Source organism: Paenisporosarcina sp. P4_E4_2, assembly GCF_056401595.1.
On sequence record NZ_JBFUJC010000028.1, the window covers coordinates 1 to 17452 of the forward strand.

Below are 17452 nucleotides of genomic sequence, written 5' to 3' on the forward strand. Positions count from 1 at the left end.
CATCAGAACCCATCAAAAATGGCCTAGACATTAGAGAACCGAAAACTCCCCCATTTGTGATAGTGAATGATCCACCTGTCATATCAGAAATTTGAAGCTTCTTGTCACGAGCTTTTTTAGCTAACTCGCCGATTGTCGCTTCGATTTCTGCGAAGTTTTTACGGTCTGTATCGCGAACGATTGGTACAACTAATCCTTCTTCAGTTGATACCGCAATACCTACATCATAGAACTGTTTCAATAGGATTTCGTCCCCATCAAGTTCTGCGTTAACATAAGGGTATTTCTTAAGCGCAGAAGTAACGGCTTTCGTGAAGAATGACATGAATCCTAGACGGACATCATGATCTTCAAAGAATTTATCTTTCTTGCGAGAACGCAAAGCCATAACATTTGTCATGTCGATTTCGTTGAAAGTAGTCAACATCGCAGTTGATTGCTTAACTTCCAACAAACGGTTAGCGATTGTTTGACGGCGACGAGACATTTTCTCGCGTTTCACACGGCTATCGTCTGCTTTTGGTGCAGCAACTGCTTTTGGAGCCGTTGGTGCTGCTGGTGCTTGTTTAGGAGCATTTGAGTGTGCTTCCACGTCTTGTACGCGAACGCGACCCATTGGATCTACAGTTGAAACTGCTTGTAAATCAATTCCTTTTTCACGAGCAAGTTTACGTGCAGCTGGACTTGCAATTGTGCGATCTGTTGAAGAAGATTCATCTTTAGCAACTGGTGCCGCTTGTTGTTTAGGAGCTGCTTCAACATCTTTTACTGGTGCGTCAGCTTCTGCAGGATCAGCTTCAACCGGGCTCTTAGTCGTGCTACCAGAACCTGAACCTTCACCAACAACAGCAATCACTTGGCCAACTTCGACTGTATCGCCTTCAGCAAAAAGTAGTTCTTGGACTACTCCTGCTTCTTCTGAAATGACTTCAACGTTTACTTTATCAGTTTCAAGCTCAACGATGAATTCACCTTTTTCAACTGTATCGCCTGGTTGTTTCAACCATTGTGCGATTGTTCCTTCTGTAATTGATTCTGCTAATTCGGGTACTTTAATTTCTGCCACTATATTTTCCTCCTCTAATCAATACGTTCTAAAGTGAAACGGCTTCTTCAATAATGCGGGATTGTTCTGTTTTATGTGTTTCACCATCGCCCTCAGCTGGACTTGAACGTTTCACACGTCCAATATATCTAACACTCTTCGTTCCAGCTAAATCACGTAAGTATGGATCTGCAAATGTCCAAGAGCCCATGTTTTGTGGTTCTTCTTGTACCCAAGCGATTTCTTTTGCATTTGGATAACGTTCAACAATTGCTTGAATTTTTTCAGAAGGGAATGGATATAATTGTTCAACTTTAATCAAGTGAAGATGTTCGAAATCCTTGCCATCTTTTACTTTATCAGCTAAATCAATCGCCATTTTACCACTTGCCAATAAAATTCTTTCCACTTTATCTGTTTGCTCACCAAGACCTCGTTGTTCCAGAACAGTGTCAAACTGGCCAGTTGTAAGGTCTGCTACTTCAGCACCCACAAGTGGATGACGAAGCAATGATTTAGGCGAAACAATAATTAAAGGTCTCATCGTTTCTTCTCCAAGCATTTTCGCTTGTCGACGTAAAATATGGAAATAGTTCGCAGCACTTGATAGATTTGCAACTGTCCAGTTATTTTCTCCGGCCATTTGTAAATAACRCTCTAAACGAGCACTTGAATGCTCTGGGCCTTGACCTTCATACGCATGCGGAAGTAACATGACCAATCCGGATTTTTGACCCCATTTTGAACGGCTAGCAGAGATAAATTGATCAAACATAACTTGCGCCATGTTTGCGAAATCCCCGTATTGTGCTTCCCAAATGACTAATGCTTTTTCGTTTTCTAAGTTATATCCAAATTCATAACCGACAACCGCTGCTTCAGTCAATGGACTGTTGTATACCACAAATGATGCTTTTGCATCTGAAATATGGTGTAAAGGAACAAGTTCTGCTCCAGTTTTTTCATCGTGTAAAACAAGATGTCTGTGTGCAAAAGTTCCACGTTGAGCATCTTGACCAGTCAATCGAATCGGATTACCTTCTTGGATAATCGAACCAAATGCTAATGTTTCTGCATGCGCCCAATCGATTTTTCCTTTTCCTTTAAAAGGTTCTTCACGACGTTTAAGAATTTTTTCAAGTTTCTTAAATGCCGAGAATTCTGAAGGCCATGTTAATAACTCAGCATTCATTTTTACAAGTGTTTCTTCTTTCACACCTGTAGGAACTTCCGGATATCCATTCAATACAACTTCAGGGATGACAATATCTTGATGCACTGCTTCAGGCACTTCTCTTACACGATCATAAGCAGCTTGCATTGTTTTTTGAACGTCAGTAGCAAGTTTTTTCACATCTGTATCTGCCACAACTTTATCAGCAACCAATTGCTTGCCGTATAGTTCACGTACAGTTGGATGTTTGTGAATAGCATGATACATTGTTGGGTTTGTTACCAACGGCTCATCCATTTCATTGTGACCGAAACGACGGTAACCGATTAAATCGATTAGGATGTCTTTACCGAACTGTTCACGATATTCAAATGCCAGACGTGCTACTGCAATTACTGCTTCAACATCGTCAGCATTAACATGGACAACCGGTACTTCATATCCCTTGGCAGGGTCAGAAGAATAATGAGTTGAACGTGAATCGTAATATTCTGTTGTGAAACCAATCATGTTGTTGGCAATGATATGAATTGATCCACCAGTTTGGAATCCACGAATACGGCTATAGTTTAACGTTTCCGTTACGATACCTTGACCTGGGAATGCTGCATCTCCATGAATCAAAACGGAATAAGCTGCTTTTGGATTTTGAACAGGTACACCTGTTTTTGTCGTTTCTTCTTGCGCTGCGCGAGTTTGTCCAGTAACGATTGGACTAACTACTTCCAAGTGAGAAGGATTATAAGCAAGTTTTACTTTTAGACCAGATTTAGCAGTATGCGTTGCACCCATGTGGTATTTCACATCGCCAAACCAGCCAGTCGTAATTTTCAATGAATCATCTTTTGGCAAGAACGATTCATTTGGAACATGTGCAAAATCTGCAAACATCATGTCGTATGGCTTGTTAATAATGTGTGTTAAGACATTTAAGCGTCCACGATGAGCCATACCGATTAGAATTTGTTCCGTTTGATATTTTTCGGATTGTCGAACTAATTCATCAAGCAAGACGACTAAGGTATCCAACCCTTCAATCGAGAATCGTTTAGCACCGACAAAAGTACGATGGATGAATTTTTCAAATCCTTCAATTTCCGAAAGACGTTTAAGCAACGCTTGACGTTCTTCAGTCGATAAAGTTAATTTCATAGAAGAAGATTCGATTTTTGATTGAATCCACTGACGTTCTTGTGGATTGATAATATGAGCGAATTCATAAGCAATCTTATCCGTATAGAAAGATTTCAAATGCTCAATTACTTGCAAGCCATTTTGAATATCTTTTGGAGCATTTTTCATTAATAAAGAAGCTGGAATCTCGATAAGATCAGCATCTGTCAATCCATATGAAGAAGGATCCAATCTTGTTGAATCTTTTGGTCGATCATTTAACGGATAAATATCCGCAGCTAAATGACCATGTGCGCGAATAGCGTCAGCTAATTGTACAGCTGCCAATACTTTGCCTACATGGTTCGGATCAACTTGCCCAGCTGCAGAGAAATCGACAAGATTTTCTTCTGTAGATGGAGCCCCATACTGTTTAAAAAGTTCACCTAGTTCTGCGTCAACAGCTTCTGGTGATTGCATGAACGTATCGTACATTTCCAATACATAACCTAAATTCGGACCAGAAAGTTTAGTCCATGGTGACCCGTTCGGTGACCCGTTTTTTGACATTTAGAAAACCCTCCAACTTTTGCCAAGCGGCATTTCCTATTTCTATTTAATAATCTACATTATTTTATCACGTTAGTTCTTGATATCAAAGGAATCGAACGCAATGCAAATGGCAGAACATTTTTTCCATTTCAATCTTACTACTCTCATAGGAAAATACAATGCTTTTTAGTAAATTAAGCAAACTTTTTCGTTAAGTCGAAATAACCCGTCATTTAGACAAGGATTCATCATTCTATTAGAGGAAGAACGAGTGAAAAAGTTGAGCCTTTTCCTAGTTCGCTTTTTACGGTTATAGATCCTCTCGCATTTTCCACAAGCATCTTTACAATACTTAATCCTAAACCGCTTCCCCCTAAATCGCGGGAACGGGCCATATCGACCCGATAAAATCGGTCGAATATTTTTGTCTCATGCTGTGGATCTATACCAATCCCCTGATCTTGTACATGGACAATAATATATTTTGTCTTGCGTTCATATGAGATATCAACTCGAGCAGGCTCTGTACTATACCGGATTGCATTGATTAACAGGTTTCGCATAATTTGTTGGTAAGCATTTGAGGAAATGAGTACATGCAATGACCGATCTATGGGAATTTTATGTTCAATGTATGCCGTTGGATAAACTTGAACTAGTTCTTCTATCACTTCTTCGGKTTGCTCGAGAATATTTGTTGGTGGTTGAGCTTTCATTTGTTCCCCACGCGCAAGTTCCAACATTTCATCAATCAACGTTTTCATTTGATGTACTTCTCGTAAAGATATTCCTAGTGACTCTTCCAAAATTTCCGGGTCATCTTTTCCCCACCGGTTCAATAGGGATAAATGTCCTTCCACTACTTGTATGGGAGTGCGTAATTCATGAGAAGCATCTGCCATGAACTGCTGCTGCTGTTCAAATGAATACTTCAATTTGGCCATCATGCTTTCATAGACAATGATTAACTCGCCAATTTCATCTTTTGCGTCGTAGGAAATCGTTAATTCTTTTTCAAAACCATGAGCAACTACGTCATCCATAGTCATTTTCAAATCCTTGAGTGGCTTTAATAAGTAAGAAGCCAGAATGTACCCGATCCACCCAGACAACAGCAAAGCGCATACACTGAATAACAGCATCGCTGTCAAAATGTACGTCTTAGTTGATTGAAATGACTTTAACGGGTGCTCGAGTTGTATATACCCTTTAAATCGGCCGAGTCTAACGTTCCCGATTGCAGAAATGGATGAATTATCATAATCATTGAGAGCATAACCTTCTTCAGGAACATCGATATCTTTAAATGCTTTGAAAGTAGAAGTGTTATTGATTTGAAGCACTTCAATTCCATCAGCATTCAACAATCTCACGGTCTGGTCTTTATCGACAATTGATTTCATTAACCCTGTATTGGACTGAATGTCCTGAACGGTCAAAAAAGGACCTTGAGATTCAAAAAATGCCGTTAAATCCTGCATCGTTCGATTCACTTCTTGTTCTTCCTGTTGATACAACCAACCTTTTAATGCCACATATAAGATTATGCTCATAGTAGCGAAACTTAAAAAGATTACGGCTGCAGAACTGATTGCCCATTTTTTCTTTAACGATTGTGAAGCGATTTTCTGATTCAACTTTTTCCACTCATTCATTCACGCATCACATATCCGACCCCTCTGACCGTTTCGATATAGCTGGTTGCATGCTGGGGTAACTTTGAGCGTAAATGACGAATATAAACATCCACAACATTCGTTTCGATATCGGCTAAATATCCCCATACATTTTCTAGAATCAAATCTCTTGTTACCACACGATTTTTTTGTTGCATCAAATAAACCAATAAATCATATTCAGTTTTGGTCAGTTCGATATTTTGTTCGGCGACTTCTACAGTATGGGCATCCGTGTCGACTATAATATCTTTTATTTGCAGGCGCGCGGTCTCATGATTTAACTTGCTGGCTCTTCTTAAAACCGAGCGTATTCGAGCGAGTAATTCTTCTATCGCAAACGGTTTAACTATATAATCATCCGCACCCGCATCTAGCCCAGCTACACGGTCAATTACAGCATCCCGAGCTGTAATTAACAATATAGGTATTTGAGAAAATGAACGGATGCGCCGGCACACTTCAATTCCGTTCAGTTCAGGTAGCATTACATCCAGCAGGACAACGTCAAAATCATGAGTTTTGGCTGCCTCCAAACCTTCTCTTCCAGATATAACATGGACAACATCAAAATTCTCATGTCGCAACTCGAGCTCGATAAACCGAGCAATGTTTTTTTCATCTTCAACTAGTAGGACGCGGCTGTTCATCATCTTACCCTCTTCCATATTTTCAAAAGAACCGCTCCAATTATCGGACCGGTTCCCTAAGATTCATTCTGAATAATAAAGGTATTGATTTTTCCCCATACCTTTCACCTCGTATAAAGCTTTATCCGCTTTTTTCAACAATTCATCAATAGTGTTTCCACATTCAGGGAAGAAGACAATACCGATTGAAGTTGTAGGATGAAATGCCTGTTGTTTTATTAACCATCCTTTTTTCAAGGACGACTTGATGTTATGTATGATCTGATTGGTTAGTTCTATACGTTTATCCATTTCCATACACAGATCTGTTAATACAATAATGAACTCATCTCCACCAATTCGTGCTACCAAGTCCTGTTGACGTACATTTTTTAATAAAGCTTCTCCAAACTTCCGAATGAATTCATCACCAACATCATGCCCGTAAGAGTCATTGATCGATTTGAAATCGTCTCCATCCAAATAAAGGACGGCAATCGAAGTTTTCTTACATTCAGCACTATGGACTAATTTAGGAAATGTTTTCATTAAAAAACTGCGATTGGGTAATTGCGTAAGGCTATCATGATAGGCCATAAACGTAAGATGTTCCTCAAGATTTTTACGTTCCGTAATATCTCTGGATACTATGACGTGTTGTAGTTTATCTTGATGTTCACGATTTTTCACCGCAACTATCGAGGTTTCAGTCCAAAGTTTAGATTTGTCTTTTCGGAAGAACTGCAATTCCAGACGAATTTCATCATCCTCATTTACTCGTTTTGTAATGTCATCATCCCAAGTATCCTGAAATGGGTACGGCAACATATCACTGAACTTCTTGTTTGCCATGTCTTCTTTGGAATAACCCAAAATACGACAGTGAGAAGGCGAAGTATATAAAATGTAGCCATTTTCATCTGTAATCGCGATTAAGTCATTTGTATTTTCAGTAATCAGATTAAACGTTTTTTCAATTGATTGAAGTTCAATCATCACATTCTTTTTTTCAGTAATATCAAATTGTATGATTAATACATTTTCAATGTTTTGCTGTTTATTATATAGCGGAATAACCGTTGTATCTCCCCAGTAAAACGTACCATCTACAGCTCGGTGCCGAAGTTCGCCGCGCCAAATTTTATCTTTAAAAACATCTCGCCACATGCGTTTCAATTGGAAGTCATTGTACTGATCTACCTGTAAAAACGTGATATGTTTATCTTTGATGTCTTTTCTCGCATAACCTGAAATATCTTCGAACAATTCATTAACATATTCAATGTAACCCTTTCGATTCGTCATTAAGACCATGGCTGCCTTACTGATGGCACGTTTATAGCTCTCCAAAACATGTCTAGTATTACGCAGGCTTTCTTTTAAGACCACTTCGTCTGTAACTTCCTGAAGCAAAATATACATCGCTACATTTTCTCCGTTTTTCATAATCGGAGAGTAACTGACTAAGAATGTCCCTTTGTCTCCTGTCGATTTCATTCGTTTTACAAGTACTGAAGATTTTCCTTCGCCACGTAAATTAGAATAAAAGTGATGTTCCACTGAACTACGTTCTTTGATAGGAACGAAAGGCAAGTTAAGGAAATGTTTACCACGCCATTCCTTGAGTCGATAGCCAAACAATTCTTCGAATTTAGGATTCATATCGAAAATCTTGCCTTCATTCGTCACGACAATGGTCGGATCTACATTCATATTCAGGAGTGATTGCATAAATAAATATTTTTCTTCAATTTCTTTCTGAAACGATACTTCCTTTGTAATCGCCAGTATATATGTACCTGAATCCGTGATTATTGGCTTTACAATTGTCTCATTAACCAACTCTAAATCTGAAAACAAAAAGAAATCTTGATAAGTTATGACTTTATTTTCATTAATGGCTTGCATGTAGTGAGTCTGAATTGATTCACAATGGGAAACGGATACCATTTCGTGCAACTTTGACTGAATTGGGTTTTCTTTGAAAATGAGTCTAGCACTATGATTGACAAATAAGTATTCAAACGAGTGTTCCTTTTGAATTAAAAAGAACACTAAATCTGTAGAATCTCCATATAATAAATCAAACTGTGCTTGAGTGAAAAAATATTCCATTACATTTCATCTCCTACATGTCCGATTCGCTAGACCATCCATCTTTTACTTTTTGTTTTGCCAGTTGTTCTAATTCTTTATATTCCTCTATTTCATCATCATGAAGGATCTTGGAGTTCCAGTTGAACTCCCCATCGTCAGATAGTATTCCGGTATAGGTAGCAAAAAACGTTGCATTTCCTATCAGTGAAAGCTGCGAAGAAGTATCGCTTTGTTCAATCGCACACTTAACAAATCCGCCTGGATTATAGACCGTTGTTTCCCCATAAGGAACGAGTTTAATTGTGGCAGCTACTAAAGCAGATGCTGTCATGGCTGTTCCACAAGCATTTGTAAATCCTACACCACGTTCATAAGTCCGCACAAAAATACTAGTATCATCTACTGGGTGAACAAAGCTTACATTTACACCATCAGGGAAAAAGATATTTTCTCTATTAAATGATGCAGCAAGCTGTTCTTGAAAACGGGTATCTTCAATATACTGAATAGGAACTATACCTATTAAGTGAGGATTCGGAACCGACACTGCGGTAAAGTGAATATCGGAAGAAAACTCGGGTACTATCTCATTGATGATTTGATGGCTATTTTTATAGATCATTGGTAGTGAAGACAGCTCAAATGATACCGGCGAAATTTCTACTGAATATGTATCTATACTGTTGAAAATAGAATCTACTTTTCGTACAGTCAAGTCTGCTTTCATTGTTTCTATTGTTGCAGTCTGTTTACCAGTCTTGTTTAATACAAATCTCGCCACACATCTTAATCCATTGCCACACATGGATGCTTCTGAACCATCCGCATTATAGACGCGCATTCTCGCATCCACACGGGTCGATGGCGAAATAATCAATAAACCGTCCGCTCCATTTTCTTTTGAAGGATCGCACATCTTCTGTGCAGTTAATGGCCAATTGTATGTTGTGTTTTCTACTTCTTCATGTAAATAGAACGTATTGCCTGAACCGTGGACTTTATGAAATATTAAGGTCATGATAATCCCTCCAGATACTCTATCTTTTCATCATAAATCTAAACGAAAACGGTTACAACTATTCGTTCAAATTAAAGGCATAATCTTGTAACAAAACTTACACATTTTTAACGTATTTTTTTCTTTGCATTTTGAAAAAAAATTAGTATAGTAAGAATGCAAACAAACAATTTCATAAAGCGATTTTATTCACCATAAATCGTGAGGGAAGGCAAATGGTGCGCCACCAGCAAATATGACTGGTTCTAGTGGGTTCGATTCCCACCCCGAAATTTTTTATGCAACACAAAATGAAAAATTTCGAGGGGTTAGAACCAGACTACTGTCTTGATCTACCCTGGTACGGAGGCGTTAATTATGATTAAACGACGAGAATTACACGAATGTACTACTTTATTCGAGTATTTATCACACCCATCTGTCTTCCCTTTTGTTCGTCACAAAGCGACTTCTGCTGATGAATTTATGTTCATGACGAAACAGATAATGGAAGAAGAAGAGCGTGGAGAAGTAATTTCACGCACARTTACTGACGATTACGGAATGCCAATTGGGACCATTAATTTATATGACATTCAAGATCATGCAGGTTTTCTTGGGACATGGATTGGTCACCCTTTCCAAGGAAAAGGTTTTAATCAAAAAGCAAAAAACTTATTTTTGGAAGAGCTGTTTTATCAGCACAATATCAATACCGTATTCCTACGGATTAAAAAGCATAACGAAAAATCCATTCGTGCTGCTGAAAAATTGCCTTACACGATGAATGCAAAAGAAAGTCACCCTGCTTTATTGGAAGAAATCAATGCAGGTGCACATCAATATGAGTTATATCAAATCCCTAAAGATTTATTCTACATGGCAACGGCTGCTTCTAGGTTCACTGGAGAAGAAGAAGAACAAGCGATGTAAGAACAAAGCGGAAAGCGTCTCTCTAGCCTGGCGCTGGAAGTAGACATAGAATTCCTCTAAAAAATGAATATATCTGTTAATGCCTTTGCTTTATTAAATAAAAAAATACCGTCCACACACGTTTATGGTGTATGGACGGTATTTTATTTTGCGTATGAAGTAATAAGACTGACCATTTCATTCGGCGTTTTTGGAAATTCTGAACTTTCCATTACTTGTTGGATATGTTCTGTGCGTTCTTTAACATCTTCCAACGCAGCCATAAATGATGCTGGGGTTACTTCTTCTTCTTCAATTACAGATGCCCACCCATGTTTCTTAAATATCTGGGCATTTAAAAGTTGATCTCCACGACTTTGTAGTTTTGTTAACGGGATTAACAACATCGGTTTGCGCAAGGCTAAAAATTCAAAAATGGAATTTGACCCTGCTCGGGAGATAATAATATTAGCGGCATGCAACAAATCAGGCAATTCGTGTGTCACATATTCATATTGTTTATACCCTCTTATGTTGTTTAATGATTCATCCAATTTGCCTTTTCCACACAAGTGAATGACATCATATTTTTCAAGCAACTTAGGAAGATTACTTCGAATGGCATCATTCACTACTGCTGAGCCTTGACTCCCACCCATAATGAGTAGAACGGGTTTAAAACCTTCAAAACCACACAGTCGCATTCCCGTTTCTTTTCTCCCTTCAAACAATTCCGAGCGAATAATGGAGCCAGAACAACTGGACTTTTCTGATGGTAAGTGCTTTAACGTTTCCTGGAAGACTGTAAAAATATGATGGGCAAATGGCATCGCGATTTTATTTGCCAGTCCTGGAGTTACGTCAGATTCGTGAATTACAACTGGAATGTTAGCAATTTTACCTGCCATTACGACAGGAACGGATACAAATCCACCTTTTGAGAAAATTACGGAAGGTTTTACTTTTTTTAATATGAATAAAGCTTCCAGTAATCCTTTCATGACTCTTAGTGGATCCGTGAAGTTTTTGACGGAGGCATAACGTCTTAATTTGCCACTTGAAATGGCATGATACGTAATATGAGGAAAAGCATCGCGAATCAATTCCAATTCAATGCCATCTTTGGAACCGATGTAATGTATTTCAAATGATTGCTCTTCTAATGTCGGGATAATTGCCTGGTTCAATGAAACATGACCAGCAGTTCCCCCTCCGGTTAATACAATGGTTTTTTTCTTCATGTGTAAAGCTCCTATCTATTAAGCCACTCGATCGTTATAAAAATCATGAGGCAATTTGGCAAAATCAAGCTGCTCTTATAATCTACCCTTTACATAATATACACCATTTAAAGCTTTAACATGAACGTTATCTTCAAAACGATGGAATCCATTCACATATTGTAAAAGTGAATAATACGACTATTTCCATATCCACGAACCCTTAGAAAAATATGATATACTGGGGAAAATTTGTAGAAATTCAAGGTGATCACATATGTATGAAACTTCAAATCTAAAAGAAAAATGGTCACGGATGCTTAAAATTATTTTTCCGATTTTAGTGACACAAGTGGCATTATACTTAATTACTTTTTTTGATATTTTAATGTCAAGCAGGTATGGGAGTGAGGACTTGGCTGGAGTAGCGGTAGGCTCCTCATTATGGATACCTGTTTATACTGGACTGGCAGGTATATTATTGGCAATTACCCCTATTGTCGCTCAACTAGTTGGAGCGAAAAAAAAGGAAGAAGTCCGACTGGTTGTCCAACAAGGTTTATTTCTGTCTCTTGGGTTGTCCGTCCTTACCTTAATTGTCTTATTTTTTGTTTTAGAACCGATCTTGCAATCTATGACATTGGAGAACCGTGTAGAAGAAGTTGCCAGTTCGTTTATAAAAGCGATTAGCATCGGCATTATCCCATTATTTGCTTACAATGTTTTGCGTTCGTACATGGACGCGCTTGGAAAAACAAGAGTTTCCATGATTATCACCTTATTATCTGCACCTATAAACGTGTTTTTTAATTATTTATTGATTTTCGGAAATTTTGGCTTTCCGGAACTGGGAGGGGCCGGAGCTGGTTATGCTTCTGCAATTACCTACTGGCTCATTTTTCTTATAGCAGTTGGAGTGGTACATAAACAAAAACCTTTTCAGCAATATGAGCTTTTCAGAAATTGGCAACGTGTACAGTATTCAAAATGGCGCGATATCAGTAAAATTGGTGTTCCTATTGGTTTGTCAATCTTTGCGGAAACAAGTATCTTTTCTGCAGTTACGTTGATGATGAGTACGTATAGTACGGCAGTTATATCCGCCCATCAGATTGCTTTGAACTTTACCTCATTAATGTATATGGTTCCATTAAGCATTTCTATTGGTACTACTGTCCTGGTTGGATATGAAGTTGGAGCGAAGCGCTTTAAAGATGCAAAAATTTATAGCTGGTTAAGTGTTAGTACTGCAGTAATGTTCAGTTTCCTCTCAGCATGTATTTTGTTCTTTTTCAAGGAACAAATTGCCGAATTGTATACTACAGACGAAACGGTCATCCAATTAACCATACAATTCTTTATTTTTGCAGCACTATTTCAATTATCCGATGCGATACAAGCACCAGTGCAAGGAGCTTTGCGAGGTTATAAGGATGTAAATGTTACATTCATCATGGCCATTATTTCCTATTGGATCATTGGTTTGCCAGTAGGCTATCTCCTATCGAAGTTCACTGAATTCGGACCGTTTGGATATTGGATTGGTTTAATTGTTGGTTTATCTGCCGGTGCCATCACTTTATCCTTAAGACTCATCCGTATTCAGCGCAAAAAAGATGTCGCGTCCCTTTAGGACTGCGTCATCTTTTTTTTCGTATGAATAACCTTTATTATGGGTTGCACAAAAAGAACGGTTTTCAGAAATTCGAAAACGGTTCTTTTTTTGTCTCTGTTAAGTTTTATGGTTGATTTTTTTAAAAAGATTAAAGGGAATCTGCTTGCTTTCCGCGGACGAACAGGATGTTGGTCACGAAGGCGTTGTCGAAAAATGAGACCCACAAGTATGTGATTTTCATACTCGTTGGCTCATGCGGAACTTTCGGCTAGCGCAAATGTACGATTAACTACCATATCGTTTAACAGAGCCTATATTTTTAAGATTTCAGGAGTTCCCGATAGATTTTGAGATATTGCTGCGAAGATGATGACCAGCTAAAATCAAGATCCATTGCGTGCCCTACTAAGTTTCTCCATTTGTTAGGCTGGAAGCGGAAAAGTGCAACCGCTCGCTCAATCGTATATAGCAATTCGTGGGCATTATAATTAGCAAAGCTGAATCCATTTCCTTCTTCGGTTATTTCATTATAAGGAATAACGGTATCCTTCAGCCCACCTGTTTCTCGGACGAGCGGCAAGGTTCCATAGCGAAGTGCGAGCAACTGTCCTATGCCGCACGGCTCAAATTGGGATGGCATCAGAAAAAGATCGGAACCGGCATAAATTTTTCGTGCCAATGCTTCATCAAAATATAGGTTTGCTGAAACTTTATCGGGATAAACTTCTTCAAAATACCTGAATGACTCTTCATACTGCTGATCGCCAGTACCTAATAACACAATCTGGACATTCAAACCGATGATTTCATGGAAGACATGTAGAATCAGATCTATGCCTTTTTGATCAACTAGTCTGGTAACCATAGAAATTACTGGTATATCAGCGTTTATAGGAAGCCCGAGTGATTCCTGAAGGTGCTTTTTATTTACAGACTTCCCCTTATAATCGTCGAATGGAAGGAATAAATTTTCATCACGTTTAGGATCATAGGAGTCATTGTCAATTCCGTTCACGATTCCACGAATATCGGCGCCTCTCTTTCGTAAAAACCCATCAAGTCTTTCTCCATAAAAGGGAGACTGTATTTCGTATGCATAGGTTGAACTTACAGTAGTCAAGCGATCAGCAAAGGCCAGTCCTCCTTTAAGGTAACTGACATCCCCAYAAAACTCTAAGCCATCCATGTGAAAATAAAGTTCGCTTAAATCCAGTAAATCGGAAAGCACTGATTTAGCATATACACCTTGGTAACGTAAATTATGAATGGTAAACACGGTTTTGATTTCCTGATAATATGGATTATTTTCATAATGGGCCTTTAAAAGAACAGGAATCAAGCCTGTTTGCCAATCATGGCAATGGATGATATCTGGTCGTTCCTCWAAGAATGGCAAAGCCTCCAGCACGGCTCGAGAAAAGAAGGCGAAACGCTCACCATCATCCCCAAAGCCATAACTGCCATGCCTTTTAAAATAATATTCGTTATCGAGAAAGTATACTGTTATCCCCTGATAATGCAGTTTTTCAATACAACAAAATTGACGTCTCCACCCTAAAGGCACTTCAATGCTTTTGATCCATTGCATTTGTTCTTGAAAATGTAACGGAAGATCGCCATACTTCGGTAATATAACACTGACGTTGGTTCCCTTTTCATGTAAAGATAGAGGCAAGGCGCCTATGACATCACCAAGTCCCCCGGTCTTAATAAATGGGACGCACTCTGAGGCTGCAAATAAAACATTCATGCTGGGTCCCTCCAGTTTAAACTACTTCTTCTTTTTTGATTACCGTCGGCTTATTTCTCGCTGTAATGATTTGATTCCTTGTTATGATTACTTGTTTATCAGTAATAACATTTTCGATATGGGCTCCGTCTTCAATCTCACCTCTTTGCATAATGATACTGTTTTTAACGACAGCACCTTTCCTTACTTTTACGCCACGGAAAATAATACTATTTTCGACGGTTCCTTCAATAATACATCCATTGGCAATTAAGGAATTAGAAACCTTTGAGGAATTTGCATATTCGGCAGGTGCTTCATGTTTAATTTTAGTGAAAACTTCCCATGAATCATAAAAATAGTTACGAAGAATTTCTGGGTTAAGAAATTCCATACTACTAGCATGGTATGTTTCTAAGGAGTGAATAAACGGCATATTACCAGTGAATTCATATCCTTGCACTTTAAGATTTATCAAATTTGCTTTTACAATATCTTTCAAAAAATCATATTCATCATACTCAATACAATTCTTAATTAAATCTATTAATAATTGCTTTTTAATCACATATGTTTCCAAACATATATGGTCACCTTTCTTAGGTGACGTATAAAGGTTTATATCACGGACTTCGCCGTTTGAATCTAGTGAACATTGATGATAAAGAGGTCTTTTCACTGACTCCCCATCATAATCCTTATACAGAACTGTAATATCAGCTTCATTACTTTCGTGTTCTTTAATCACTTCGTTAAAGTCTATTTTACAAATATGATGACCAGGAGCAATAATTACTGTATCTGCAGTTGCCCGTTGGAAAAATTCTAAATGATCGTAGAACTGCTGTAAATCTCCTTTAATTTTTTCATCGGGATGAATTGAAGGAAGAATGAATAAACCTTGTGAACGGTGATCAAGATCCCATTCCTTTCCAGAACCTAGATGATCCATCAACGATCGATATTTATCTTTTGTGAATATCGCAACCTTGCTGACGCTAACATTCATAAAGTTAGACATTGTGAAATCTATCATACGATAGCGTCCTCCAAATGGTACGGAAGCCAGACAACGATGCTGGGTCAGTTCTTTTAAAATAGGCCTTTCATTTACGAGATTAATTACACCTAATACATTCCTCATTTAAGGCTACCTCCTATTATAAAGATTGCAGCAAAGCACTTTCCGAAGAAATCCGCTGATTTTCACCAATTAAGGTAAGCCCTTGTTTAGAGTCAAAGACTATTGCTCCATCTTCGATAGTTGTACCGCTACCGATTATAGCCCTTTCGATTATTACATTTTTCCCGATTTTCACATTTGGCATTATTACGGAATCCTTTACGATAGAGCCGCTTCCAACTTGGACATTATAGGAAAGAACAGAATGATCGACCTTCCCAAATACCAAACACCCTTCATTGACTAATGATTGTGTCACATCAGCATCCTCAGATATATATTGTGGAGGGTGGTTGGCATTACCTGCATATATTTGCCAATTCGGGTCTCCTAGCTTGAATACAGATGGTTCTTCCAATAAATCCATATGCGCTTCCCACAGGCTTTCAATCGTACCGACATCTTTCCAATAGCCTTCAAATCGATACGCTTGTAAATTTGCTTCATCATTCAGCATCTTTGGAATAATGTCTTTTCCAAAGTCATTAGTCGAACTGCTATCCTGTTCGTCTTCTGTTAAATACTTTTTGAGATGATTCCAGTTAAAGAGATACACACCCATCGAAGCCAAATTACTTTTTGGATGTTTAGGTTTTTCATCAAATTCAATAATTTTATCAGTTTCGTTTGTATTCATTATGCCAAAGCGATTTGCTTCTTCCCAAGGTACCTCTATGACAGCAATGGTCGCATGTGCACCCTTATTAATATGATCTTCAAGCATTTTATTATAATCCATCTTGTAAATATGATCTCCTGAGATAACAAGTACATATTCCGGGTCATTATGATCAATAAAATGGAAATTTTGATATACAGCATTTGCAGTTCCTTTGTACCATACACCACCGTCTTTCCCCTGATAAGGTGGAAGTATAGAAACCCCGCCGTTATTACGGTCAAGATCCCACGGGCGGCCGTTACCAATATATGAATTCAAAATATGCGGACGATATTGGGTARGTATGCCGACTGTATCAATACCTGAATGTGTACAGTTGCTTAAGGTAAAATCGATAATCCGGTATTTGCCTCCAAAGGGTACTGCGGGTTTAGCTAAGTCACTCGTCAATTCCCCGAGTCTTGAACCCTGACCACCTGCTAAAAGCATTGCAACCCATTTTTTAGATGCCATTTGTATTGAATCCCCTTTGCCTTGTTTTTGTTTCTTTCATGAATATAGCAATCCCTAGCGGCGGTACGGTTATTTCCAGGCTGCAGGGCTGATTATGAAGCGGGATCTTACTGGCATGCATCGGGGTGGAGTTCAGCTGTCCCGATCCGCCAAATGATGCGGCATCACTATTAAATGCTTCAAAATATTTCCCATTGGACGGAACCCCAATTTGATAGTTATGGTAAACATCGGCTGAAAAATTACAAACAACAATGCAATAATCCCCCTTCCGTTTTCCTTTTCTCATAAAAGTAATCACGCTTTGTTCTGCATTGTCTGCATCAATCCATTGAAAGCCAGCTTGCTCATGATCCAGACGCCATAGGGAATTGG

General features: G+C 38.5%; 13 protein-coding genes. 2 read left to right on the plus strand and 11 right to left on the minus strand.

What is annotated here, in order from left to right; all coding sequences use genetic code 11:
• The 6 genes from odhB to dapF all read right to left on the minus strand — a co-directional run.
• A partial coding sequence (odhB, locus tag AC1DSB_RS04365; protein WP_477585874.1) for a 2-oxoglutarate dehydrogenase complex dihydrolipoyllysine-residue succinyltransferase occupies positions 1-1066 on the minus strand: 1066 nt, incomplete at its 3' end.
• A gap of 28 nt (positions 1067-1094) precedes the next feature.
• Positions 1095-3902, minus strand: a complete 2808-nt coding sequence (locus AC1DSB_RS04370; RefSeq protein ID WP_477585876.1) for a 2-oxoglutarate dehydrogenase E1 component — start codon at positions 3900-3902, stop codon at positions 1095-1097.
• Between the two features lie 230 nt (positions 3903-4132).
• Complete coding sequence (locus AC1DSB_RS04375; RefSeq protein WP_477585878.1) at positions 4133-5539, minus strand: HAMP domain-containing sensor histidine kinase; 1407 nt, start codon at positions 5537-5539, stop codon at positions 4133-4135.
• Positions 5536-6210, minus strand: a complete 675-nt coding sequence (locus tag AC1DSB_RS04380; RefSeq protein ID WP_477532347.1) for a response regulator transcription factor — start codon at positions 6208-6210, stop codon at positions 5536-5538. The genes AC1DSB_RS04375 and AC1DSB_RS04380 overlap by 4 nt, the downstream gene beginning before the upstream one ends.
• A 63-nt stretch (positions 6211-6273) precedes the next feature.
• Positions 6274-8304 (minus strand): PAS domain S-box protein, encoded by a 2031-nt coding sequence (locus AC1DSB_RS04385; protein ID WP_477532345.1) that lies wholly within the window; start codon positions 8302-8304, stop codon positions 6274-6276.
• A 13-nt stretch (positions 8305-8317) separates the two neighbouring features.
• Positions 8318-9304 carry a diaminopimelate epimerase gene (gene dapF / locus AC1DSB_RS04390; RefSeq protein ID WP_477532346.1) on the minus strand — a complete coding sequence of 329 codons (987 nt, stop codon included), beginning with the start codon at positions 9302-9304 and terminating at the stop codon, positions 8318-8320.
• Between the two features lie 357 nt (positions 9305-9661).
• On the opposite strand from dapF, the gene AC1DSB_RS04395 reads away from it, so the two are divergent.
• Positions 9662-10216 (plus strand): GNAT family N-acetyltransferase, encoded by a 555-nt coding sequence (locus AC1DSB_RS04395; RefSeq protein ID WP_477585880.1) that lies wholly within the window; start codon positions 9662-9664, stop codon positions 10214-10216.
• A gap of 143 nt (positions 10217-10359) precedes the next feature.
• Here the strand turns inward: AC1DSB_RS04395 and AC1DSB_RS04400 are convergent, their stop codons facing one another.
• Positions 10360-11436 (minus strand): undecaprenyldiphospho-muramoylpentapeptide beta-N-acetylglucosaminyltransferase, encoded by a 1077-nt coding sequence (locus AC1DSB_RS04400; RefSeq protein ID WP_016427317.1) that lies wholly within the window; start codon positions 11434-11436, stop codon positions 10360-10362.
• A 256-nt stretch (positions 11437-11692) separates the two neighbouring features.
• On the opposite strand from AC1DSB_RS04400, the gene AC1DSB_RS04405 reads away from it, so the two are divergent.
• On the plus strand, positions 11693-13048 hold the full coding sequence (locus AC1DSB_RS04405; RefSeq protein ID WP_477531963.1) for an MATE family efflux transporter: 1356 nt from the start codon (positions 11693-11695) through the stop codon (positions 13046-13048).
• 301 nt (positions 13049-13349) lie between these two features.
• On the opposite strand, the gene glgA is transcribed toward AC1DSB_RS04405, so the two are convergent.
• From glgA to AC1DSB_RS04425, 4 genes are all read right to left on the minus strand, one after another.
• A complete protein-coding gene (glgA, locus tag AC1DSB_RS04410; RefSeq protein WP_477585882.1) occupies positions 13350-14780 on the minus strand; it encodes a glycogen synthase GlgA in 1431 nt (476 codons plus the stop codon).
• A gap of 16 nt (positions 14781-14796) precedes the next feature.
• Positions 14797-15903: a glucose-1-phosphate adenylyltransferase subunit GlgD gene (gene glgD / locus AC1DSB_RS04415; protein WP_342541658.1), complete on the minus strand. Its 1107-nt coding sequence runs from the start codon at positions 15901-15903 to the stop codon at positions 14797-14799.
• Between the two features lie 16 nt (positions 15904-15919).
• Complete coding sequence (locus AC1DSB_RS04420) at positions 15920-17077, minus strand: glucose-1-phosphate adenylyltransferase (protein WP_477585884.1); 1158 nt, start codon at positions 17075-17077, stop codon at positions 15920-15922.
• The coding region (locus AC1DSB_RS04425; RefSeq protein WP_477585886.1) for an alpha amylase C-terminal domain-containing protein at positions 17067-17452 on the minus strand (386 nt) is incomplete at its 5' end. The genes AC1DSB_RS04425 and AC1DSB_RS04420, both read right to left, overlap by 11 nt.